Source organism: Streptomyces flavusporus, assembly GCF_046267975.1.
GTDB lineage: Bacteria > Actinomycetota > Actinomycetes > Streptomycetales > Streptomycetaceae > Streptomyces > Streptomyces flavusporus.
The window spans coordinates 881,435-903,273 of the sequence record NZ_CP176503.1; the positions used below are offsets into that span (position 1 = coordinate 881,435).

23 protein-coding genes and 2 pseudogenes are annotated in these 21,839 nt (G+C 70.0%); 13 read left to right on the forward strand and 12 right to left on the reverse strand.

Features of this window, described 5'->3' with window-relative positions; all coding sequences use genetic code 11:
* The first annotated feature begins 42 nt into the window (after positions 1–42).
* Positions 43–471: a hypothetical protein gene (locus tag ACKTSN_RS04460; RefSeq protein ID WP_409467862.1), complete on the forward strand. Its 429-nt coding sequence runs from the start codon at positions 43–45 to the stop codon at positions 469–471.
* Between the two features lie 79 nt (positions 472–550).
* Here the strand turns inward: ACKTSN_RS04460 and ACKTSN_RS04465 are convergent, their stop codons facing one another.
* Positions 551–1,471 (reverse strand): alpha/beta hydrolase, encoded by a 921-nt coding sequence (locus ACKTSN_RS04465; RefSeq protein WP_409467863.1) that lies wholly within the window; start codon positions 1,469–1,471, stop codon positions 551–553.
* A gap of 185 nt (positions 1,472–1,656) precedes the next feature.
* Here ACKTSN_RS04465 and ACKTSN_RS04470 point away from each other — a divergent pair.
* Positions 1,657–2,253 (forward strand): annotated as a pseudogene (locus ACKTSN_RS04470) (transcriptional regulator); the annotation flags it as partial.
* Complete coding sequence (locus ACKTSN_RS04475) at positions 2,250–2,621, forward strand: DUF2255 family protein (protein WP_409467864.1); 372 nt, start codon at positions 2,250–2,252, stop codon at positions 2,619–2,621. The pseudogene ACKTSN_RS04470 and the gene ACKTSN_RS04475, both read left to right, overlap by 4 nt.
* Before the next feature lie 15 nt (positions 2,622–2,636).
* Here the strand turns inward: ACKTSN_RS04475 and ACKTSN_RS04480 are convergent, their stop codons facing one another.
* Entirely contained in the window at positions 2,637–3,200 is a 564-nt protein-coding gene (locus ACKTSN_RS04480) for a carboxymuconolactone decarboxylase family protein (protein ID WP_409467865.1), read from the reverse strand.
* A 24-nt stretch (positions 3,201–3,224) separates the two neighbouring features.
* Positions 3,225–3,602 carry a nuclear transport factor 2 family protein gene (locus ACKTSN_RS04485; RefSeq protein WP_409467866.1) on the reverse strand — a complete coding sequence of 126 codons (378 nt, stop codon included), beginning with the start codon at positions 3,600–3,602 and terminating at the stop codon, positions 3,225–3,227.
* Positions 3,603–3,961: 359 nt separating this feature from the next.
* Between ACKTSN_RS04485 and ACKTSN_RS04490 the strand changes: the two genes are divergently transcribed.
* From ACKTSN_RS04490 to ACKTSN_RS04510, 5 genes are all read left to right on the forward strand, one after another.
* Positions 3,962–4,174 (forward strand): hypothetical protein, encoded by a 213-nt coding sequence (locus ACKTSN_RS04490; RefSeq protein WP_409467867.1) that lies wholly within the window; start codon positions 3,962–3,964, stop codon positions 4,172–4,174.
* A 302-nt stretch (positions 4,175–4,476) separates the two neighbouring features.
* A complete protein-coding gene (locus tag ACKTSN_RS04495) occupies positions 4,477–4,944 on the forward strand; it encodes an SsgA family sporulation/cell division regulator (protein ID WP_409467868.1) in 468 nt (155 codons plus the stop codon).
* A 183-nt stretch (positions 4,945–5,127) separates the two neighbouring features.
* Positions 5,128–5,982, forward strand: coding sequence for a Bax inhibitor-1/YccA family protein (locus ACKTSN_RS04500; protein WP_409467869.1), 855 nt, complete (start codon positions 5,128–5,130; stop codon positions 5,980–5,982).
* A 139-nt stretch (positions 5,983–6,121) separates the two neighbouring features.
* Positions 6,122–6,406, forward strand: coding sequence for a hypothetical protein (locus ACKTSN_RS04505; protein WP_409467870.1), 285 nt, complete (start codon positions 6,122–6,124; stop codon positions 6,404–6,406).
* A 246-nt stretch (positions 6,407–6,652) separates the two neighbouring features.
* Positions 6,653–7,000 carry a cytochrome P450 gene (locus ACKTSN_RS04510; protein ID WP_409467871.1) on the forward strand — a complete coding sequence of 116 codons (348 nt, stop codon included), beginning with the start codon at positions 6,653–6,655 and terminating at the stop codon, positions 6,998–7,000.
* Here the strand turns inward: ACKTSN_RS04510 and ACKTSN_RS04515 are convergent.
* The 4 genes and pseudogenes from ACKTSN_RS04515 to ACKTSN_RS04530 all read right to left on the reverse strand — a co-directional run bounded on the left by ACKTSN_RS04515 (position 6,976) and on the right by ACKTSN_RS04530 (position 10,800).
* Positions 6,976–7,566: a DUF308 domain-containing protein gene (locus ACKTSN_RS04515; protein ID WP_409467872.1), complete on the reverse strand. Its 591-nt coding sequence runs from the start codon at positions 7,564–7,566 to the stop codon at positions 6,976–6,978. The two genes, ACKTSN_RS04510 and ACKTSN_RS04515, sit on opposite strands and share 25 nt — an antisense overlap.
* A 44-nt stretch (positions 7,567–7,610) precedes the next feature.
* On the reverse strand, positions 7,611–9,230 hold the full coding sequence (locus ACKTSN_RS04520) for a tannase/feruloyl esterase family alpha/beta hydrolase (protein ID WP_409467873.1): 1,620 nt from the start codon (positions 9,228–9,230) through the stop codon (positions 7,611–7,613).
* Between the two features lie 262 nt (positions 9,231–9,492).
* Entirely contained in the window at positions 9,493–10,185 is a 693-nt protein-coding gene (locus tag ACKTSN_RS04525; protein ID WP_409467874.1) for a cytochrome b/b6 domain-containing protein, read from the reverse strand.
* A pseudogene (locus tag ACKTSN_RS04530) lies at positions 10,133–10,800 on the reverse strand (molybdopterin-dependent oxidoreductase). Before ACKTSN_RS04530 ends, ACKTSN_RS04525 begins: the two are co-directional and overlap by 53 nt.
* Before the next feature lie 438 nt (positions 10,801–11,238).
* Between ACKTSN_RS04530 and abc-f the strand changes: the two are divergent.
* From abc-f to ACKTSN_RS04545, 3 genes are all read left to right on the forward strand, one after another.
* A complete protein-coding gene (gene abc-f, locus ACKTSN_RS04535) occupies positions 11,239–12,873 on the forward strand; it encodes a ribosomal protection-like ABC-F family protein (protein ID WP_409467875.1) in 1,635 nt (544 codons plus the stop codon).
* A 79-nt stretch (positions 12,874–12,952) separates the two neighbouring features.
* The gene (locus tag ACKTSN_RS04540) at positions 12,953–14,620 is read left to right on the forward strand and encodes an ABC-F family ATP-binding cassette domain-containing protein (protein ID WP_409467876.1); all 1,668 of its coding nucleotides are present in this window, start codon (positions 12,953–12,955) and stop codon (positions 14,618–14,620) included.
* A 114-nt stretch (positions 14,621–14,734) separates the two neighbouring features.
* Entirely contained in the window at positions 14,735–15,298 is a 564-nt protein-coding gene (locus tag ACKTSN_RS04545; RefSeq protein ID WP_409467877.1) for a CGNR zinc finger domain-containing protein, read from the forward strand.
* A gap of 42 nt (positions 15,299–15,340) precedes the next feature.
* Here the strand turns inward: ACKTSN_RS04545 and ACKTSN_RS04550 are convergent, their stop codons facing one another.
* The 3 genes from ACKTSN_RS04550 to ACKTSN_RS04560 all read right to left on the reverse strand — a co-directional run bounded on the left by ACKTSN_RS04550 (position 15,341) and on the right by ACKTSN_RS04560 (position 17,045).
* On the reverse strand, positions 15,341–15,649 hold the full coding sequence (locus ACKTSN_RS04550) for a hypothetical protein (protein ID WP_409467878.1): 309 nt from the start codon (positions 15,647–15,649) through the stop codon (positions 15,341–15,343).
* Positions 15,646–16,023, reverse strand: coding sequence for a hypothetical protein (locus tag ACKTSN_RS04555; RefSeq protein WP_409467879.1), 378 nt, complete (start codon positions 16,021–16,023; stop codon positions 15,646–15,648). The genes ACKTSN_RS04550 and ACKTSN_RS04555 overlap by 4 nt, the downstream gene beginning before the upstream one ends.
* 398 nt (positions 16,024–16,421) lie before the next feature.
* The gene (locus ACKTSN_RS04560; protein WP_409467880.1) at positions 16,422–17,045 is read right to left on the reverse strand and encodes a hypothetical protein; all 624 of its coding nucleotides are present in this window, start codon (positions 17,043–17,045) and stop codon (positions 16,422–16,424) included.
* 672 nt (positions 17,046–17,717) lie between these two features.
* On the opposite strand from ACKTSN_RS04560, the gene ACKTSN_RS04565 reads away from it, so the two are divergent.
* On the forward strand, positions 17,718–19,796 hold the full coding sequence (locus tag ACKTSN_RS04565; RefSeq protein ID WP_409467881.1) for an AfsR/SARP family transcriptional regulator: 2,079 nt from the start codon (positions 17,718–17,720) through the stop codon (positions 19,794–19,796).
* Here the strand turns inward: ACKTSN_RS04565 and ACKTSN_RS04570 are convergent.
* Positions 19,793–20,296 carry a sigma-70 family RNA polymerase sigma factor gene (locus ACKTSN_RS04570; protein ID WP_409467882.1) on the reverse strand — a complete coding sequence of 168 codons (504 nt, stop codon included), beginning with the start codon at positions 20,294–20,296 and terminating at the stop codon, positions 19,793–19,795. The genes ACKTSN_RS04565 and ACKTSN_RS04570 overlap by 4 nt on opposite strands.
* Before the next feature lie 431 nt (positions 20,297–20,727).
* Here ACKTSN_RS04570 and ACKTSN_RS04575 point away from each other — a divergent pair, with 431 nt between their 5' ends.
* Complete coding sequence (locus ACKTSN_RS04575) at positions 20,728–21,132, forward strand: cupin domain-containing protein (protein ID WP_409467883.1); 405 nt, start codon at positions 20,728–20,730, stop codon at positions 21,130–21,132.
* An 87-nt stretch (positions 21,133–21,219) separates the two neighbouring features.
* Here the strand turns inward: ACKTSN_RS04575 and ACKTSN_RS04580 are convergent, their stop codons facing one another.
* Positions 21,220–21,723 (reverse strand): MEKHLA domain-containing protein, encoded by a 504-nt coding sequence (locus ACKTSN_RS04580; RefSeq protein ID WP_409467884.1) that lies wholly within the window; start codon positions 21,721–21,723, stop codon positions 21,220–21,222.
* Positions 21,724–21,839: the final 116 nt, after the last annotated feature.

Here is a 21,839-nt window from a genome sequence, read left to right on the forward strand (position 1 = left end):
TCGTCACCGGTCAGAACGGTTACTTCTCGGTGAGGACATTCCATGGCAGTCGTACGCTTCCACCTCGTCTCCCAGCTCAGCCCCAAGGACGTGCTGGGGGTGCTGACCGACTTCGGCCCCTCCCGCGCCAAGGCCTGGCCCACGATCGACGCCGACCACTTCGAGGTCCACGACCTCGGCGACACCTGGGCCGAGGTCACCGAGGGAACCGCCGCGGCCTGGGAGCGGGTGCGCTACGAGTGGGAACCGGCCGGTGACACGGTCACCATCACCACGCTCGACTCCAAGCTCTTCGGAGCCGGCGGCGGCTGGGTCTTCCGGATGGCCCCCGAGGGCGGGGGCACCAGGGTCGACGTCGAGCTGACGCGGCAGCCGAGCACGGTCAAGGGCAAGATGCTCGCCGCGCTCCTCCCCCTGGCCGCTCCCGCGTCCCTGCGCAAGTCCTTCGCGGGGCCGCTGCAGGCGAAGTGACGCACTCGCACATGCCGGAGGGGCCGACAGCACATGCTGTCGGCCCTCCGGCATGTGCCCCGTACGTGACCTCAGTCGGTCACTTGTCGAGGTGGGTGGTGAAGTAGTCGGTGAGCTTGTCGACGGCGGGGTCGATGTATTCGCGCTTGTCGTAGAGGTCGACGTGGCTGGCGCCGGGGATGCGGTGGAGTTCCTTGGGGCCGGTGGCGGCCTGGTGGGCCTCGATGGCCATCCAGGCGGTGACCGCGCGCTCGCCGATGATCTGCAGGATGGGACGGGGGCCGATGAGGGGAACGGCGCGGAGGACGTCGCTGGATGCCATCTTGTCGATGCTGTCCCAGGTGAGGTACTTCGCGGAGCGCTCGTGGTAGCCGCGGGCGCCGCAGTAGTACTCCCACCCCTCGATGCCGTGCTCGCCGCCCAGGGCGCCCGCCTGTTCGGCGGTGTCGGGGAACATCGTCAGCACGCCGGGGTCCTCGCCGCGGGCGGCACGGGTGCGGGCCTGGGCGGCGGCGTCCAGGAGGGCCTGGAAGACGGCCGGGTCCTGGGAGCCATCGGCGCCGTAGCGGAACTGGCGGGCGGGTTCGGCGGTGCACACGGTCGCCACGGCCTTGACGCGGTGGTCGCCGCCGGTGGCAGCCAGCGAGTAGCCGCCGGAGGCACAGATGCCGAGCAGGCCGATGCGGTCGGCGTCGACCTTGTCGCGGGTGATGAGGTAGGAGACAGCGGCCTTGAAGTCCTCGATGCGCTGGGCGGGGTCTTCCAGTCCGCGGGGCAGGCCACCGGACTCGCCCTGGTAGGCGGCGTCGAAGGCGAGGGTGACGAATCCGCGCTCGGCCATCAGCTGCGCGTAGGTGCCGGAGGTCTGTTCCTTCACCCCGGTCCCGGGGTGTCCGACCACCAGCGCCGGACGGCGGCCGGCAGTCGGGCTGTCGGGGGTGTAGAGGTGCGCGGCGATCTCGATACCGGCGCTGTCTAAACTGACACGGGTCCTGGCCATGGAAACAACACTCCTGGAAGACGGTGACGGACGATGTCGTGGAGCACCCGGTCCGTGCCGGGCACACATCCACCATCCGCCACCTGCCTCGCCCGCGGGAGAGGCAGGTTTCTGCCTGGGAAAGAACCTGCCCCCTCACACCTGTGTCGCGCCCGGTCCGGCCGCATGACACTGGAGAACATGAAACCGACACCCGACCGCACCGCCGCCGACCCGCGCAACGCGTACGCCCCGCCATGCGCCGCCTCCTGGACCAGCTCACCCAAACCCCCGCACTCGTCCTCGGCAAACGCCTGGACATCCTGGCCTGGAACCCCGCCGCCATCGCGCTGTACACCGACTTCTCGGCCCTCCCGCCGACTCGCCGCAACTACGTGAACCTGCTGTTCTCGAATCCGGTGGTCCGGGAGTTGCATCTGGACTGGGAGCATGACGCCCGGGACGCCGTCGCCGGGCTGCGCATGGAGGCCGCGGCCGACCCCGTCGACCCGGACCTCGCCCGCCTCGTCGGCGAACTGTCCGTCCAGGACGCCGACTTCCGCACCTGGTGGGCCGAACACCGCGTCAACAGCGCGACCTACGGCACCAAGCGCTACCGCCACCGCCCGGTGGGAGAGCTCACCCTCGACTGCGACACCTGGGCGAGCCCCGACGGCTCCGGGCAACGCCTGATGGTCCTGACCGCCGAACCCGGCAGCCCCTCCCACGACGCCCTGCGCATCCTCACCTCCTGGACCGCGGAGGCGCCCGTCACCGACCGAACAGAGGACCTGACCCGATGACCACCTGGGCGCCCGAAGACCAGACCCTGCTCTCCGAGACCTACTCCCTCGTCCTGACCGCCGGGGACGGTGACCGCCCCGGTGTGGAGATCGGCATGGTGGTCGTCGACGGCGAACTGTACGTCCGCGCTTACCGGGGAGTCCGCGCCCGCTGGTACCGGGCGGCGCGGGAACACGGTCACGGAACGATCCAGGTGGGCGGCGTCACCCGCGATGTCCTGCTCACGACCCGCGACCTCGAACCACCCGCCGGACTCGACGCCGCCTTCCGCGGCAAGTACGGACCGGTGGCCGACGCCCTCGTCGCGCGCCCGGAGGCACATGCCGCGACGATCCGGATCGACCCGGCACCCGCGCCGACCCCCTGAGAGGCCCGCCGCGCCTCAGACGTCGGTGGTGTCACTGGAGGTGCCGAGCACCGGTTCGTCGTCGTACACCTTGGTCACCTCCACGTTCAGCACGGTGGCGATCCGTCCGAACGACCAGTAGTAGCCGGCCACTTGCAGCACCTCGACCAGTTCGCGGTCGCTGAGGAACCGGCGGGCCTCGTCGAAGACCTCGTCGGAGACGCGTGGGTGCCGCACCACCTCGGCGGTAAACCGGACGAGCGCGCGGTCGGCCTCGGACAGTTCGGGGCTGTCGATCTGCCGGTCGCGGACGAGCTGCCGGGTTCGCTCGTCGACGCCGGCCGAGCGGGCCATGGGGTCGTGCTGGGCCGCGACGAACGTGCCGTCGGTGTAGGCGGCGACGGTGAGGACCACCAGTTCGCGTGCGCGGTCCGGCAGTTCGAGTGAGGTGAACAGTGTCCTGGCGAACTCGACGAACGGCTTCACGGTGTCCGTCGAGTGGGACATCATCTTGACCATCGGGTCGGGCGGCAGCTTGCCGAGGAACGTGGCGACCTCGTCCGGGAACGAGGCGGGATCCGGGTCGGTGAGACGGGGCACGGTGGTCCTCCGATCGTGGGTGGCTCAGACGGTCCGGGCGGGCTCGACGTCGAAACCCGTCTCGCTCAGGTGCCGGAAGCGGCCGTCCTCGGCGAAGGTGCCGAAGATCGCGATCTCCCGGGTCTGGGTGGTGCCGTTCTTCAAAGTGATGCGGAAGACGTGCCGTTCGGCGTAGGTGTCACCGTCGGTCAGCTCGTCGAGCACGGTGACCGTGCCTTCCGTGACCTGGCCGCGGATGCCTGCGACCATCTGCGTGAACTCGTCGCGGTTCAGCGTCTTTCCGTCGCTGCGGTGTGTGTAGTCCGGGGCGTAGTAGCGGTCGAGGACCTCGTGCAGTTCCACCGCGGGGTCGGGCTCGAAGACCAGGGCGCGGAGGGCGTCGGAGATACGGACGTGGCTCATCGTGGGTGTGTCCTTCGGTTGCGGAGGGATGCCATAAGTGAACCCATGGGTCCGGTGATCATCGGACCGGACCCATGGGTCCGCTTCATGGTGGAGCCATTCTGAAGGCAGTCGTACGAGTTCAGAGGGTGCGGGCGAAGCGGGCCAGCAGTTCCGTCCAGTGCCGCTCGGCCGCCGCGAGGTGGTAGGTGGCGGTGCCCGGACTGGGGTGTAGCCGTGGTGCGCGCCCTCGTAGACCTCGCACCGGTGCTCGACGCCCGCGTCCGCGAGCGCCTTCTCCAGGCGGCGGACCTGGCATCCAGGGGTCCTCGTCGGCGGGCGCGATCGACCTGATCGAGCAGCCGGACCTGCTGGACGCGATGAAGCAGGAGTTCAAGGACCGCACCGAGGGCATCGCCTGGGCCTCGATGATCCCGGACGGCAACCAGCCACCGCTGTACGAGCCGCCGACCGAGTTCCTGAAGGCGACGGGACAGTCCTGGCCGCCGAAGGGCGTGACCTGGCCGGTGCCACCGATCGTGTCCACCGAGCAGCTGGGTACCACGGGCTCCGCCCTCGCCCCCGTGACCTGACACCGCGGCACTCCCGCACACGCCCCCCGCCTGCAGCCGTCCACCCCCGGCCACAGGCGGGGGTCCGCGTTTTCGAGAAACGTGTTTCCGCTTGTCGGCCTTCGGCCTCTCCGCAGCCAATTGACTTACGTCACGTCCCGCGCAGCCCGTTCGACGCTTCCCGGAGCCGCTCTTCGGCCGCCGGGGTTCTGCTACACCCTTCCAGGCGACATCGTTTGACCGTCAAGTGACCGATGTGCGGGTTCTGTTCCCGGCGAAGAGTGGTAGGCGCAGACTTCGTCCCATGGAGGGGAACTCCTGTCATGCACCGTGATCAGTCACCCCTGAAGGCGCGTCCGGCGTCCGAGCCGGTGCCTCCGCTGTTCCTGGACCTCGACCAGATGCTCAATAAGTTCACCCCGCTGCCGATACGGGCGGAGTTCCGCTTCGACCCGGACATGCCCGCGGTGATCACGGTCGAGTTCCTGGCAGAACGAGGACCGAGTCTCATCTGGCGCATCGGCCGCGAGCTCCTCCACCACGGCCTGACATCGATGAGCGGCTGCGGCGACGTACGGATGTGGCCGGCGCTGCCCAGGGAACGGCCCTCCTCCTGGCTGCTTCTCGAATCGGAGGAGGTGGAGGCCCTGTTCGAGGTGCCCGCGGCACCGCTGGCGGAGTGGCTCGACGCGACCTACCGGATCACCTCGGCCGAGGCGGAGATGGACGGCCTGAACTGGGACGGCTTCCTCATGGAGCTGCTCGACGGCTCGGCGACACCGTCCGAATGACCGCCGCCGGGTGCGCGCACTCGGATGACTCGCCCCCGACCGCGTCACCTGTCAGAGCGGTGACGCAGAGGGTTGCCGTCGTCGGCCCGGTACATGACCAGTGCCACACGTGTGCCGTCCCGGACACCCGATGACAACGCTTTGCCGCAGGCCGCGAGTGTGCGGCGGACGAGGAGGAATGACGTGAGGTCCAGCAACCCGATCTTTTCCCGCTGGGGTGCCGCCCGTGACGCCGGCCCGGCCGACGCCTACGCGCAGCGGCCGGTGGGTGCCGCTGTCGGCGGCCGGCCGACGGACGACTACGCGACCAACCCCTACGCCCCCGGTGCGGACACGTCACCGCGGACCGCCGGGACCGCGGTGACCATGGACGACGTCATCGTCCGCACCGGGACGACGCTCGGCACCGTGGCCCTGACGGCCGTACTGTCCTGGCTCCTGCTGCCCGTCGACGAGGCGAACATCGGCCGCTCGTACGGCATCGCGGTGGGCGCGGCCCTCGTCGCCTTCGTCCTGTCGATGGTCCAGGCCTTCAAGCGGACGCCGTCCCCGGTGCTGATCCTCGGGTACGCGGCGTTCGAGGGTGTCTTCCTCGGCGTCCTCTCCAGCACGATCTCGACCTATATCGCGCCGGGCGTGGTCGTGCAGACGGTGCTCGGCACCTTCGCAGTGTCCGCGGGTGTGCTCGTCGCGTACCGCATGCGCTGGATACGGGTGACCCAGAGGTTCACCGGGTTCGTCGCCGCGGCCGCGACCGGCTTCCTCCTGCTGCTCGTCGCCGACCTCCTCTTCTCCGCCTTCGGCGCGGGCAACGGCCTCGGCTTCCACAGCGGCGGCCTCGGCATCCTCTTCGGCGTCGTCGGCATCCTGCTCGGCGCGGCGTTCCTCGCCCTGGACTTCAAGCAGGTCGAGGACGCCGTCGCCTACGGTGCCCCGCGTGAGGAGGCGTGGCTGGCCGCCTTCGGTCTCACCACGACGCTGGTGTGGACCTACCTGGAGATGCTGCGCGTGCTGACCATCTTCAACAGCGACAACTGAGTTCTCCGCCGCCGGAGGGGCATGCGCACCGCGCATGCCCCTCCGGCGTGTCCGTACATGGGTCCGCCGTCTGAACCTCCACGGAACCCGGCTCGTTCTCATGACGCCGACCTGACCGTCAGAACGGGAGAGACGTGTCATGAGCCCCCACGAGGAGTGCCCGTACCAGGACGGCCGGGTGGTCATCGATCCCGCCTTCAAGGCGGACGCCCCCGCGCGGTACGCCCGGCTGCGGGAGCTCGGGCCCATCCATCCGGCCGAGTTCCACCTCGGCCTGAAGGGCTGGATGATCGTCGGCTACGACCTGGCCCGGGAGGCGCTGACCCACCCCGCCCTGCTCAAGGCCACCACGCCCGCCGCCGAGGCCCTGGCCGCCGCCGGCTACGTCCTCAACAAGCCCTCGGTGGGCTCGGCGCGCAGATGATGGAGGCCGACCTCGTCGAGGCGTTCAACGCCCCGTTGCCGGGCACGGTCATCGCCGAACTCCTCGGCATCCCCGAGGAACACCACCTGGACTTCCGCCGCTGGTCAGCCCGGGCGCTCCAGGTGGCCTCGCCCGAGCACCGCCCGGCGCTGGCCGGTCTGCACGGGCTGCTGGCCGACCTCGTCGCGGACAAACGCCGCCGCCCTCAGGACGACCTGCTGTCCGCCCTGGTCGTCGTCGCTCTCGGTGCGGCGGGGCGCGACGCCCCGCAGGCCGAGGACGGCGACCCGGCCGGGCGCCCGGCATCTGGCCTTCGGGCACGGCATCCACTACTGCCTGGGCGCCCCGCTCGCGCGCCTGGAGACGACCATCGCCCTGCGCACCCTGCTCGCCCGCGTCCCCGAACTCGAACTCGCCGCCCGGCAGGCTCCTTGCAGTGGATCGGCTCCGGCATCATCCGCGGCGTGCTCTCCCTCCCGGTGCGCTACCGCGTCGGCTGACGACATGAGAAACGTCCCGGCCCGCGTCGTGGAGACGCGGGCCGGGACGGAACAGAAGGGGTACGGCCGTCAGACGGTCCGGGTGCGCAGCTGACGGGTCTTCCAGCCCAGCAGGCCCGCCTGGACGATGAAGAACACCCCACCGCCCGTGGCGTACACCGAGAGCACGTCGAGCGAGGGATCGTCGCCCGCGGCCTGGATGTTGTAGAAGATGCCGACGACGAAGGACAGTCCGCCCGCGATCAGCATCGGCCACTGCTTGCCCAGTTCGGGGCCCCGCCGCTGGAGCCCGACGGCCACCTGGGCGGCACCGGAGATGACGGCCCAGGCGCCGAACACGTGGAGCACGGGCGCCACGCCACCGGCCCCGGCGATGCCGACCGCGATCGCGGCGAGCGTGCTCAGCACCCCGTTGAACTCCGTGACCCGGCGCTCCGATCCGTCGGGGAGGGCCCGGTAGTCGATCAGTGACGACACCGCGTCGATCAGCGGGTAGACGACCAGCAGCGTGATCGCCACGGCGTCGACGTCCTCGTGGGCTCCGGCGAACGCCAGCGCCCATGCCACGGCCAGGACACCGCGGCCCAGGTACAGCCTCAGCAGGGAGGAGCGTCCGCCCGTGGCCGCCGCATCCGCGGGTGCCGATGTCTGCGTGCTCATGGTGGTTCGGCCTTTCTCAGGTCGGGGGGTCGTCGCCGGCCCGGTCAGTGCCGGGACGGGGAGACGCACTTGAAGCTGGAAGCGACGGCCGGGTCGCCGTAGCCCTTGTAGCGGGACACCTGCGGGTAGCTGCACAGGTCACGGGCGACGCTCTGCCCCGAGGCGTTGATCAGGGTCGCGGGCAGGGTCTTGGGCGCCTTGCCGTGCTCGACCCAGGCGGTCAGCGCGGCAAGGCCGTCGGCCGAGCCGTCAGCGCCGTTGAGGCCGCAGTGGTTGGTACCCGGGGCGAGGAAGAGACGGTAGAAGTCGTCGACCCGCTTGGCGCCGCCCAGCTCCCGCTCGGCCTTCTCGCGGTACTGCACGGTGCCCTGGGTGGGGATGTACTCGTCGGCCAGGCCGTGCCAGCTCAGCAGCTTGCCGCCGGACTTGCGGAAGGCCGACAGGTCCGGGTCGTCCGTGCCGATGACCTTGTCGTACTCGGCCTGGGACTGCTGGAACAGCTGCGTGAACTGACCGTAGGTGAGCTTTGAGATGTCGAGGGACGGGTCCTTCGCCACCCAGAGCTTGACCCAGGCGGCGGGCACCGGGAACGGCGTCCCCACGACGTTTCCGTCGGCGTCGGGATCGGTGTGCCCGGCCAGTGCCCAGATGTCGGCCCCGATCGGGATGCCGTACCACAGCTTCTTGCCGAAGACGGTGCGCGGACCGTCCCAGATCTTGCGTACGACGGTTGCGTCGGCCGCCGCGGCGGTCAGCTCCCTGCCCTCGCACACGACCTTGGTGCCGATCAGCCGGCGCGGGTCGAAGTCGCAGCGGGACGGGTCGTTGACCAGGCCGTCCTTGACGCCGTCGAGGGAGTCGCAGGCCTTGACGGCGGCGTTGGTGAAGGCGTCGAACTCACACTTGGACGGGTAGGTCTTCTCGTTGTTCATGACCACCTGCGGCCACAGGGTGGCGACCTCGAACTCGTCCCAGTTGACGGCGGGAGCGTCGGCGAGGATGCCGTCGTAGTCGTCGGGGTAGCGCTGGGCCTCCATATAGCCCTGGCGTCCGCCGGTGGAGCAGCCGGTGAAGTACGAGTACGCGGGACCCTTGCCGTAGATCGCGTCGACGACCTCCTTGCCGACGGCCGCCGCCTCGTGCTGGGAGCGGGAGGCGAAGTTCTTCAGCAGCGCGGTGTTGACCTGGCCCTCGCTGTCCAGCGCCCAACTGGTGTCGAGGGCGTCGCCGACACCGGCGTCGGTGGAGACGGCGGCGTAGCCGTTCTTGACCGCGGTGCCCAGGCCGACGCCGTTGTCGCCGGCCTGGTAGGCGGCGCCGCCGAGCCCCTGGAAACGGCCGTTCCAGCCGCTGACGGGCAGCCAGGTCCGCACCTTGGCGTGGTCGCCGTCGCCCGGATGCGTGAGGGTGACCGTCACTTCGCAGTAGGCAGGGACGCCGGTGACCGTGCCGCCCAGGGCCCCGGTGCCGTGGATGGTGCCGCCCTCCTGGCTGACCGCTGTCACGGACTCCACCTTGGTCCCGGCCGGCGCCTTCACGGACGGCGCCGAGCAGGCGAACGGCGCGGCGGCGGAGCCGTCCCGGGGCTCCGCCGAGGCGGTCGGCAGACACACCGCCGCGGCCAGCGGCACACCGGCCGCGAGGACAGTCAGAAGTCGTCTCATGGGTTTTCCATCCAAGAAGTAGGTGTGTGCCTGGCCACGGCGACACATGTGCACGGCACATGAGGCGGGCCGAAGACTGATCCGGACGCTATCACCGGCTAAGACGGTGACGAAAGAGTGTGGGTCGGACTTCGGTGAACAAACAAAGCCGGTCGCTCTCGACCTCGGCTCACCCTGGCCCCGCACCACGCGCCCCGACAACAGTCACTTGACGGTCCACACCTTCGGGTACCTGGCCGAGCCCTGTCGCGGACGTGTTAGGTCATTCGACGGTCCGCCGCTCGGACACGTCATCCACGTGCTCCTCCCGCAGCCACCGCGAGTGGTACCTCTGCGCCCACGACCGGCTGACGTACCCGGTGCGCATCCCCAGCCGCGCCTCGGAGTCCTCGAACGCCTTGCGCATGTGCCCGAGGAGGACAAAGGTGATCGCCCAGGCCACGATGTCGTGGACGAAGATCGCGCCGGTGCGGAAGATGAAGGGCAGCAGCCCCATGAACCACATCAGCAGGCCGGTGAACATCGTCACCAGCACGGCACCGGCGATCCAGCCCGCGTAGAGCTTCTGGCCCGCGTTGAACTTGCCGGCCGGGCGGGCCTCGGGCGAGGTGCGGCGCCTGCGGACGGCGCGCAGCCACCGACGGTCGTACACCGCGAAGCGGTTCAGCCTGCGCAGGTCCGCGCGGAAGGCGGGCGAGAAGAGTCCCAGCAGGAAGGGCAGCGGCAGCGAGATGCCGGACCACTCGTGGACCGTGACCATCAGATGGCGCCGTCCGACGAGTTGGGCCAGCGGCCCGAGGTAGAGACAGGCGGCGGAGACCAGGCACAGCAGCATCAGGTAGCCCGTGGCCCGGTGGACCATGCGCTCGGCGGTGCTGAAGCGGCGTACCCGGCCGTCGTGTTCAGGCCGCGTCACTGTGCCGGTCGGCTCCGTCGAGCCAGCCGTCGACCGCATATCCGCGCTCCTCCCAGTGGCCGGGAACGACCTTGTCGGTGACCGAGATGCCGGACAGCCACTTGGCCGACTTGTAGAAGTACATGGGGGCCACGTAGAGGCGGACGGGTCCGCCGTGCGCGTGGGTGATGGGTTTGTCCTGCATGTTCAGCGCCACCAGGACGTCCGATCGGCGCGCCTGTTCCAGCGTGAGGCTCTCGCTGTAGGCGCCGTCGAAGCAGGTGAACCGGATCGCCGCACCCGGGGAACGCACCCCGGCGTCGTCGAGGATGTCCGCCAGCTTCACACCCTCGAAGGGCGTGTTCTCCACCCGCCATCCGTCGGTGCACACGACGTCGTGGACGACCCGGGTCTGCGGCATCGCGCGCAACGCGTCGAGCATGTACGCCTTCGGCCGCTCCACCAGTCCGTCGACCCGGAGTTCGTAGTTCGTCGCGTCCTTGTGCGGCACCGAGCCGACGACGCTGTAGTACCGGAAGCCGCCCGGGTTGGGCAGCAGACCGGTCAACCCCGAGGGTCGATCTGCGAGGCGGCGCCGAGGAATCCCTCCCAGCCGCGCTGGAGGTAGGGCGCGGCGGCGAGCCCCGCCGCGCCCGTGCCGAGCATACCCAGCATCGCCCGCCGCCCCACCGGTGCGCCCCCGGCCCTCGGCTTCGGTTTTTCGGCCATGGTGTGCGCTCCTTCCGGCACATGTGAACTCTGCCGAGCCATCATGCGCAACATCGTCACCCGTTTAACCGGTGACGGTGCTGTCATGAGGGTCTCGGAGCTGTCAACACAGGAGCCCGTTGATGCACACGTATGAGCTCGGCCGGCCACACCATCGACCGAGGAGGACGGGGACTGTTAGGCTGTGAGAGGCATTGACCGTGTATCGAGGAGTCACAGACGTGGTGGGTGAAGACGACATCTCCGGGTGAGATCCGGATCTGACGGCCACCGGCCGGCGCTCAGGAGCGCTGCCGACGTGGTCTGTCTCGTCGTACCCCTTTTCCCACGTCTGACCAGGGCAGAGCTCTGCTCTCTGCCCTCAAGCCGCTCGAGGTCATCTCCATGTCCGACGCATCCATCGTCTGCTCGAACCTCTCCTTCGCCTGGCCCGACGACACCCCGGTCTTCCACGACCTGCCCTTCACCGTGAACAGCGGCCGCACCGGCCTGGTCGCCCCCAACGGCTCCGGCAAGAGCACCCTGCTCAAGCTGATCGCCGGCGAACTGAAGCCCGCCACCGGCTCCGTGTCCGTCGGCGGCACACTCGGATACCTCCCGCAGAGCCTCCCCCTGACCGGCAACCTCACGGTCGCCGAGGTGCTGGGCGTCGCCGCGGTGATCCGGGCCTTGGACGCCGTGGAGTCCGGGGACGTCAGCGAGGAGCACTTCACCACCATCGGCGACGACTGGGACATCGAGGAACGCACCCGCGCCCAGCTCGACCGGCTGGGCCTCGCCGACCTCACCCTGGACCGCAGCCTGAGCACGCTCAGCGGCGGCCAGGTCGTCTCCCTCGGCCTCGCCGCCCAGCTGCTCAGGCGCCCCGACGTACTGCTGCTCGACGAGCCCACCAACAACCTCGACCTTCAGGCCCGGCACAAGCTCTACGACGTGCTGTCGGACTTCACCGGCTGCCTGCTGCTGGTCAGCCACGACCGGGCGCTGCTCGACCGCATGGACCGCATCGCCGAGCTCGGCAGCGACGAACTGCGCTTCTACGGCGGCAACTTCACCGAGTACGAGGAGGCCGTGCTCGCCGAGCAGGAGGTCGCCGAGAAGAACGTCCGCAACGCCGAACAGGAACTCAAGCGCGAGAAGCGGGAGATGCAGCAGGCCCGCGAACGCGCCGAGCGCCGCATGAGCAACGCCTCCCGCAACCTCAAGAACGCCGGTCTGCCCAAGATCTTCGCCGGCAACATGAAGCGCGGCGCCCAGGAGGCCGCGGGCAAGTCCGGCCAGATGCACGCCTCCCGGGTCAGCGGGGCCAAGGCCCGCCTGGACGAGGCCGGACGTGCGCTGCGCGACGAGCAGCGCCTCACCCTGGAACTGCCCGACACCCAGGTGCCCGCCGGGCGCAACCTCTTCCTCGGCGAGGGGATGCAGGTCCGTCTCGGGGACAAGGACGTGTTCGCTCCGGGCGGGGTCGACCTGACCGTTCGCGGCCCCGAGCGCATCGCGCTGACCGGGCCCAACGGCGCCGGAAAGACCACCCTGATGCGGCTGATCACCGGCGAACTCGCCCCGGACGGCGGGGAGATCAAGCGCAACGACGGCCGGATCGCCTACCTCTCGCAGCGCCTGGACCTGCTGGACCTGGACCGCACCGTGGCGGAGAACTTCGCCGCGTTCGCCCCCGAGCGGCCCGAAGCGGAGCGGATGAACCTGCTCGCCCGCTTCCTCTTCCGGGGCGCGCGGGCACACCTGCCCGTCAAAGTGCTCTCCGGCGGCGAACGTCTGCGCGCCACCCTGGCCTGCGTGCTGTGCGCCGAACCGGCCCCCCACCTGCTGCTGCTCGACGAGCCGACCAACAACCTCGACCTGGTCAGCGCGGGCCAGCTGGAGAGCGCGCTCAACTCCTACCAGGGCGCCTTCCTGGTGGTCAGCCACGACGAGCGGTTCCTCGCCGAGATCGGCGTGAACCGCTGGCTGCGGCTGGCCGACGGATCCCTCACGGAGACGGGAGCCCCCGCGGTGTGAGCCGCCGACGTGTGACGTGGCCCGCGTCCGAGGCCCCGTGCCCGGCGGGCCGACCACCGATCACGTTGGACGGACCCCCATGCCCCAGCCCGCTCTGCTCGCCCACGACCTCGTCCGCAACCTGGGCGGCCGTCGCGTCCTCGACGGCATCTGTCTGACCGCCTCCCCCGGCCACCGCATCGGCCTGATCGGGGAGAACGGCGTCGGCAAGTCCACCCTGCTGCGCGTGCTCGCCGGCGTGGACGAACCCGACGCGGGAAGTGTCACCCGCCCCGGCGACCTCGGCTTCCTCCACCAGGAAATGCCGTACGAAGCCCACTCGACCATCGCCGCGGTCCTGGACGAGGCACTGCGCGAGGCCCGCGAGGACCTCGCGGAACTGGACCGGCTCGGCGAGGAACTCGCCCGCGTCCCGGAGGACGACCCCGGCCACCAGGAGCTCCTCGACACCTACGGCAGGCGGCTGGAGCAGGCCCAGGACCGGGAGTCCTGGGACGCCGACCGCCGCGCCGCCCTGGTGCTGGACGGCCTGGGCCTCGGCGCGTTCGGGCACGACCGCACGCTCGGTTCGCTCTCCGGCGGCCAGCGCGGCCGACTGGCCCTGGCCGCACTGCTCGTACGGCGGCCCTCGGCGCTGCTGCTTGACGAACCGACCAACCACCTCGACGACGGCGCCGCCGCCTTCCTGGAGGAGCAGATCCGCGGCCTGCCCGGAACCGTGGTCGTCGCCAGCCACGACCGGGCCTTCCTCGACGCCGTCTGCACCGACCTGATCGACCTCGACCCCGCGGTGGACGGCCCGGTCCGCTACGGCGGCAACTACAGCGCCTACCTGTCGGAGAAGCACGCCGAGCGGGAGCGCTGGGAGCGGCGGTACGCCGAGGAGCAGGAGGAACTGACGGAGCTCAGGCACGCGGCGGGGGTGACCGCGCACCGGGTCGCGCCGGACCGGGGTCGCACCGACAACGAGAAGATGGGCTACGGGCACCGGGCCGGCCGGGTGCAGAACCAGATCTCCCGCCGGGTCCGCAACGCCACCCGGCGGCTTGAGGAACTCGAGCGCACCCAGGTCGCCGAGCCGCCGCGCCCGCTGCGGTTCGCCGCCGGGGAGCTGGCCGCGCACAGCGAGGAGGGCCCGCGGCCCCTGGTGTCCCTGCACGACGTGCGGGTGCCCGGCCGGCTCGCGCCGGTCGGCCTGGAGGTGTCGGCGACGGACCGGCTGCTGGTCACCGGCGGCAACGGGGCGGGCAAGTCGACGCTGCTCGCCGTGCTCGCCGGACGTCTCCCGGCCGAGGGCGAGGTGCACCGGCGGCGCCGGCTGACGGTGGGGCTGCTCACCCAGGACACCGTGTTCGAGCGGTACGACCGCACCGTCCGCGACACCTACGAGCTGTCGCTGGGCGCGCAGCGGGCCGAGAAGGTGCCGCTGGGCTCGCTCGGCCTGATGCACGAGGCAGACCTGGACAAACCGGTCGGGCAGCTGTCCGTGGGGCAACGCCGACGGCTCGCACTGGCCCTTCTGGTGGCCCGCCCGCCCCAGCTGCTGCTGCTCGACGAGCCCACCAACCACCTCTCCCCGCGACTGTGCGACGAGCTGGAGGCCGCCCTGGGGCCGGGGCCCGGCGCGATCGTCGTCGCCAGCCACGACCGCTGGCTGCGCCGGCGCTGGCAGGGCCGCGAACTCCGCCTGGAACCGGGACGCGGGCGACGGGAAGAGGCGGCCCCACACCCCCGCCCACGGCCCTGACCAGCGCTGACCGAGCCGGTGCCGTACGATCTTCAGCACACTGACACCAGGGAGAACCGCCTGGAACGGTGACGCTTCTTGCGTCCGACGTAAGTCACCTGTCAAGATGGTGATGTGAATCTTGACCATGTTTTCGTATGTGGGCACCCGGCTCTCGACTTCGCGGCCACCCTCCGGGCCCGGCGCTCGATCCGGTTCGAGATGTTCGTGACGCCGGAGCGGCTGAATGCCTGGTACTTGGAGTCCGGGCTGGTGGACACGATCACTCCCGGCGGGGAGGACGACGTCCGGGAGGCCACGACCGTACGCGAGGCCATCTACCGGCTCGTCACCAACCGCCGACTCGGCGAGAAGTTCGACCGGGAGGCGCTCGACGCGGTCAACGCCGCCGCGCGCAGGACTCCGGCGACGCCCCAGCTCACCCTGACCGGGCGGCTCACCGAGGCGACGCCCGAGCAGGCGCTGGCGACCGTCGCCCGGCAGGCCGTGGAGCTGCTCAGCGGCCCGGACGTCCCCCTGATGAAGGAGTGCGGCAACCCCGAGTGCACCCGGGTCTACATCGACCGTTCCCGGGGCATGCGGCGCCAGTGGTGCGGCATGGAATCCTGCGGCAACAAGATCAAGGCCGCCGCGTACCGCGCACGCAAGAAGTCCGCGCCCGCCGTGGCCGCACACTGACCTCCTGACCTGGGCGGCGGGCGATCCCGGCGAACGCGGGGCTCAGTCGGCGGCGAGGTCCTTGAGGGTCCCGCGGAACCTGTTCACCAGCATTCCCCGAGTCCAGCGCACCGGCGGCGGGAATGCGGCGTACACGTGATCCCGGCCGGGGACGGGCTCGGAGTGCTCCAGGAGGCCGAAGACCAGGTGCGGCCCACCCCGCCGGACACCGTCGGCTGCCGCCTTGCAGAACCCCAGGACGTCCTCGTCCAGAGGCTTGCGGAGCAGCCCCCTGAGCAGCGGTTCCACGACGGCGAAGTGCTCGGCCAGCCCGTCCCGGCTCCGGCGGGAGGTGAGCGCCCCCTCCTTCATCGCGTGCCCCAGCTCACCGATCCGCCGACCCGGTGCTCCTCGGCGATCCGCGCGATGCCGCTCTCCAGCTCGTCGAGCCCCTCGGCCAGCGAGTCGTCCTCCTCGTCCAGCAGGTCCAGACTGCGGACCGCTTCGGGGCACCGCTCCCGCGGCACCGGCCAGAGCTCGTCCTCGCTGCGGCGGTGCCGACGTACGAAATCGACAAACCACTGCACGGTCGTCACCAGGGCCTTCGTGTCGACGGCCGCACCGCCCGCCAGCCCGGTGAAGGACCTGACGACGAGCTCGGCGCCCCGGGTCATGACGGCATGGACGGCGAGGATTTCCTTGAAGAGAGGGGCGCCTTCCGTGACTGGCGCCTGCGTGGCGGACATCCGTGGACCTTTCTTCCCTGTTTCCCGCGCCCCCATGACGACATGGTGTACGGCCCGTTCCCGTCACAGGGAGCGGGCCGTACCGGTCCAGGCCCTTGGGATGAGGACCTGAACCTGCGGCCGTCCTTGGAGGATCCGTCTCCAGGGGCCGTTCACTGCAGGAACGGACGGGCCGACGGCAGTGGTTCACGACATGTGCGCACTGGCAGCCGAGGGGGGACTCTGGCCGCCAGTGCGGGGACGGGAACGGACCACGAGAGCGTGGCTGGACTCCGAATGTCCCGCCACGGCACCGCCGCCCGCGTGTCCAGACCGCAGAGCCTTCCATCCGGAGAACGCAGCAACAGACCGGAAGGTTCACCACAGCATGCGCATCCGGCCGTCACCTTCGAGGTGTCTCAGAGATACATGGCTCGATGACTACAGTAGGCGAACGTGTCGCCCGAGCTGAGGATGGTCACGATCTCCTCGCAGAAGCGTCGGTACTCCGTCTCCTGCTCGGCCAGCAGGGTCACGGAGACGACGGATCCCTGGGGCACGACGGGCCGCAGGGCGCCCAGAAGGCCTGGTGGAGGCGGCAGCAGCAGCACTTCCATGACGCGTCGGAAGACATCGGTGAGGCTCTCCTCCCGATCCGGCGGTTCGGCACACGCCTGCTCCGGCACCGGACGCCAGACCTTGTCGGCCTCGACGAACAGGTCGAGGCAGGCCGCCAGGTGTCCGAGATCGACCGCGGTTAGCTCGATCGGGTACAGACTCGTCAGCTGGTCGCCGCGCACGCTGTGCATGGTGCAACGCTCGGCCGGAGCGGGGTCGGCGGATGCTTCTTCGCTGTGCCACCGGGACCACAACGGCAGCTTCAGCAGCACCTGCACCCAGCCGTCGTAGGCATCCGAGAGGATCCGCTCGTCGTCGGACTCCAGGCCCGCGCTGTGCAGTCGGTAGAGGTGGCGGAGAAGCGGTTCTTCGAGGCTCTGGAACTTCGCGAAGAAGACGGGATCGTCAGGGACCAGGGCGTACAAGGGCTCTTCGTCTCACCGGCTTGACGGCTCGAAGCCGAGCGCGGTACGGCCGTCGCGCGGGACACGGGTGCACCGCCTGGCGTCACCGCTCGGACCGGTTCGCCGGTGAGCAGGCTCCCACAGCACTCGCCCAGCCAGCAGGAGCCTGTCATGAAAGCGAACGGAACAGGCCACCGCGGGGTTCACCGGGGGTGCACCCCGCCACGCCACTCCCGCGAGCAACCGCCTTGACAGGTGACGAAACCTCATGAAACCATCGTCACCTGTCAAGGTGGTTACTTCTCTTCTTCGGAGGCGCACATGTCGGTCGTGCGACGCGCTTGCGGACGCGGTAGGAGTGCGAAGTCGGCTGACAGATCCGCCGACTGCCGGTCTCGGTGCGGCACTCGACACCCTGGGGAGTCGTCCCGGCCGCGACTGCTCAGCAGAGACGTTCCACCCGGACACCACCGCCGCGATGACACACCTCGAGCCCTTCTCCGCTGCGCACACGTGTCACGAATCGTGGCTACACTTCGCGGTCTTGGCCGCAAGCCCCTCGGGCGGAGACGGCTTGGGTCCCCCGGCGGCGCGGTGACGACAGGCGACCAACAGCACCTCATGAGAAATGGCGAGGCCAGCCGCGAGATGGACGCGACAGTGCGCTACTCAATCCTCGGTACCGTGCGGGCGATGCGCGAGGACACCGAGATCGACCTGGACCCCCCGAAGCGACTGGCCCTGCTCGCCCTGCTGCTGCTCCGTGCCCCCGGCCCGCTCACCCTGAGCGAGGCGGTCGACATCCTGTGGGACGAGGAACCGCCGGTCAGCGCCGTCAACGTGGTGCACCGGCACATCGGCGCACTGCGCAGGACACTCGAACCCGAACTGCGCAGCCGTACCCACGCCGAACACCTCGTCCGCGCCTCCGACGGCTACCGCCTGCTGGTCGACACCTCGACCTCGGATCTGCTGCGCTTCCGCGACCTGCGCGCCCAGGCGCAGCTCGCGGTCAGGGGCGACGCTCCCGCCCAGGCCGCGGAGGACTTCGTCGAAGCCCTCCGGCTGTGGCGCGGTCCCGTCGTCGCCGCCGGCACCTCGGTGGCCCGGCATCCGGTGTTCACCTCGGTCGGCCACGAGTTCGTCGCGACGGTGAAGGAGGCCGCCGACGCCGTCCTGACCGCGGCACCAGCACTGACGGAGGAGGTGCTGACGATGCTGCGGCGCACCGTGGAGAGCCACCCTTTCGACGAGGCGCTCCACTCCCGGGTGATCGCCGCCCTGGCCGCCACCGGCCGACAGGCAGAGGCCCTGCAGCAGTTCGAGACCATCCGGGGCGCGCTGGCCGAAGAACTGGGCGTCGAGCCCGGTCCCGAACTGCGCGCCGCCCAGCAGCACCTGCTCCAGCGCAGACTCTCCCGGGCCCCGGACGCTCCCCCGCCCCGTCCCGTGGAAGCCGGAAGGCCGGCCCAACTGCCCGCGGATTGCGCCTCCTTCGCCGGGCGTCGGCAGATCCTGAGCCAGTGCCTGGAGCTGCTGCCGCTGAAGGGCGAGCGCCGGCCTCCCACGATGACCGCGGCCATCTGCGGCATGGCGGGAGTGGGCAAGACGACACTGGCCGTGCACTGGGGCCACATGGTCGCCGACCACTTCCCCGACAGGCAGATCTACGTCGACCTCCAGGGCCACCACCCCTCCCGCCCCCCGCTCGACCCGGCCGAGGCCATCGCCGAGGTGCTCGGCGCGCTGGGCGTGGAGCACGACCGTTCGCATTCGAGCGCCGCCGCACTCGCCGCCGCCTACCGCAGTGCCTTGGGCGGGCGCCGGCTGCTCCTCGTCCTGGACGACGCCGAGGACAGCGAGCAGGTACGTCCCCTGCTCCCCGCCACGCCGGGCTGCCTCGCGATCGTCACGAGCCGACGGCGGCTGGAGGGCCTGGCCGTCACGGACAACGCCCGGATCACCACGCTGGATCCCATGACCCGCGAGGAGGGTCTCGAACTGCTCGACCGGCGCCTGGGCACCGACCGGATCAGAGCCGAGCACGAGGCCGCGGAGGAGATCGTGGAGCTGTGCGGCGGGCTGCCGCTGGCGCTGGCCGTCGCCGGCACCCGGGCACTCGTGCAGCCGCAGTTCCCACTGGCTTCGCTCGCGGCCAGGCTCCAGGACGCCGACGACTGTCTCGACGCTCTGTCCAGCCGCGACGCCCGCACCAACATCCGCAGTTCGTTCCACCGCTCTTACGAAGCGCTCAGCAGCAGTGCCGCGCGGCTGTTCCGGCTGCTCGGCCTGCATCCCACACGTGACATCACCCTGCCGGCCGCCGCCAGCCTGGTCGGCACCGACCCGCGCAGCACCCGGCAGGACGTGGCCGAGCTGATGGACCACCACCTGCTCGTCGAACTGACCGCCGGCCGGTACACCTGTCACGAACTGCTGCGCGCCTACGCGAGAGAGCTCAGCTCGCTCCTGGATTCCCCGACCGTGCGGTCCGAGGCGCTGGCCAGGATGTTCGAGCACTATCTGTACAGCGCCAACGCCGCCACGGCGTTGCTCGCGCCCCACTGCGGCACCGTGATCCTGCCGCCGCCGAGACCGGGGGTCCGGCCCCAGGAGTTCGGCGAACGCGCGGACGCCGCCGAGTGGATCGTCGCCGAGCAGTACCTGCTGCCGGAGCTCGTCCGCACCATCGGCCACGACCCCCGCGGCGAGACGTTCCGACGCCAACTGACCTCAGCGCTGGAGATGTGTCTGCACTCGACCGGTTTCTAAGCGGCCCCTGCCTCTGACCCTACGACGCTCCGAAGCTTGCGCAGGGCGTTGTGGTGACGGCTCTTGACGGTGCCGGCCGGGATGCCGAGGATGCCGGCGGTTTCCTGAATGCTGCGGTCGCACAGGTATATGTGGACCAGCACGGCACGGTGATCGGGAGACAGCCGACGCAGTAAGGGCCTGGCCACCAGGGTGTCGTGTACCGCCTCGGTGCCGTCGGTACCCGACACGGGGTCGTTATAGGTGACTCCGACGACCTCCCTTCGGGCATGGGGTTTGCGCACCCAGTCGATGACCAAGTGCCGGGTCACGGTGAACAGCCAGCCGCGGACCGACCCCTCCATCCCCAGCAGTCTGTCGATGTTCCGCCAGGCCCGGATGATGGTCTCCTGGACGATGTCCTCGGCAAGTCCGTGGTCACCCAGCATCTTCTCGGCGTACGAGACAAGCCCGTCCCGGTGTTCCCTCATGATGGTGCCGAGCAGATCGGACCGGGACATAGTCGTGAGGGGCGTAGCCATAGTGTTCTGAACCATCCTGGTTCTCTGTCGTGCGGCGACCGGGGGCCTGATGTAACCCCCGCGTGCGCACTTTAGGCAGCGGCAAGTGCCAGAAACATGCCGCATTTGTGTCGCCGTAGTGCCGCGGCCCTCGACCGGCGAAACATATGCCCGCGAGGCGCTCGTCCGGCGCCGGAGAACCCCTTCTCACCAGGTATTTTCCACCCGGGGCACCGATTCCCCGCTTTGGCGCACTCCAAACGGATGCAGCATGTGAGTTGCATGTCACGTGTGCCGAGCCGCCTTGACCCCGACAGAGGGTGCGCGGGCTCCATGGCCCGAAACTACGCATGTGACACTGTCGCATGTTCCAGCGAGACAGTGAAAGGTATGACACATTGCGTAAGAACCTGCTGCGACTGGGAGTGACCATGGCTGCCGCCGCCGGTCTGTCCCTCGGCGCGGGCACCGCGTTCGCCACCCCGGCCGGTCCGGGTGTGACGGGCAAGATCATCTCCCAGACCACGTTCGGCGGGAAGGACTACATCCTCCGCCAGGTCACCATTCCCCCGGGCCAGAGCACAGGCTGGCACTACCACGACGGAACCCTCTACGGCTTCGTCCAGCAGGGCACGCTCAGCCACTTCGACTCGGACTGCGAGTCCGACGGCGTCTACAAGGCAGGCAGCGGCCTCACCGAGCCGTCCGGCGCGGACCACGTGCACATCGGCCGCAACCTCGGCACGACCGACGTCGTCCTCGACGTCCTGTACGTCCTGCCGCACGGCGCCCCGCTGTCGGAGGACGCCCCCAACCCGGGCTGCGACTTCCAGTAGGTCCCCGGCCCCTGCGCAGCACATGACGAGCCCGCCACGGCGACACACCGTGGCGGGCTCCTCGCACGGTGGGGCCCCGAGGCCCCCTCACATGTCGGTGGGCGACCAGGAACGGAACACCGCGGCCTGGCCGTGGATCCGCCCGCGGGTGTCCATCAGGTCCCACATGGTCACGTCCTCGATCCAGAAGGCCCGGCCGCTCTTGCCGACGCGTATCCCCCGGTAGCCGGTGGTGTAGTGGTGGGCCGTCACGGCGCGCACGAAGGCCTCCCGGTCCTCCTGGCCGTCCGGGCGCGCCGACAGCCGGGACGGCAGGCCGACGAACTCGTCCCAGGAGTAGCCGAAGCAGTTCTGCGCCGTACTGTTGGCGTAGACGAAGCGCGGGTCGGCGGACGTGTCGTGCGCCAGCAGCCCGAACGGGGCCTGCTCGTACAGCCACCGCGCGGCATCCCGCCCGGTCTCCCACACCGCCGGACACAACAGCTCGCCCACCAGCCGGAGATGACTGGAGAGCAGCAGCTCGGCGAAGGCGGTATCGGTGGGCCGCACGGGCAGGGCCATCGGCATGGCGCCGTCGTCAAAGGATGTCATCACCGTTCACATGTCTCTTCGTCCGGCAGGGCAGAGGGTTTCGTCATCGTCAAGGGCCTTGACAGGGAAGTGTCCGCCACAACAGCCTATGGCAACGTTGTCAGATCGCGGGGGCC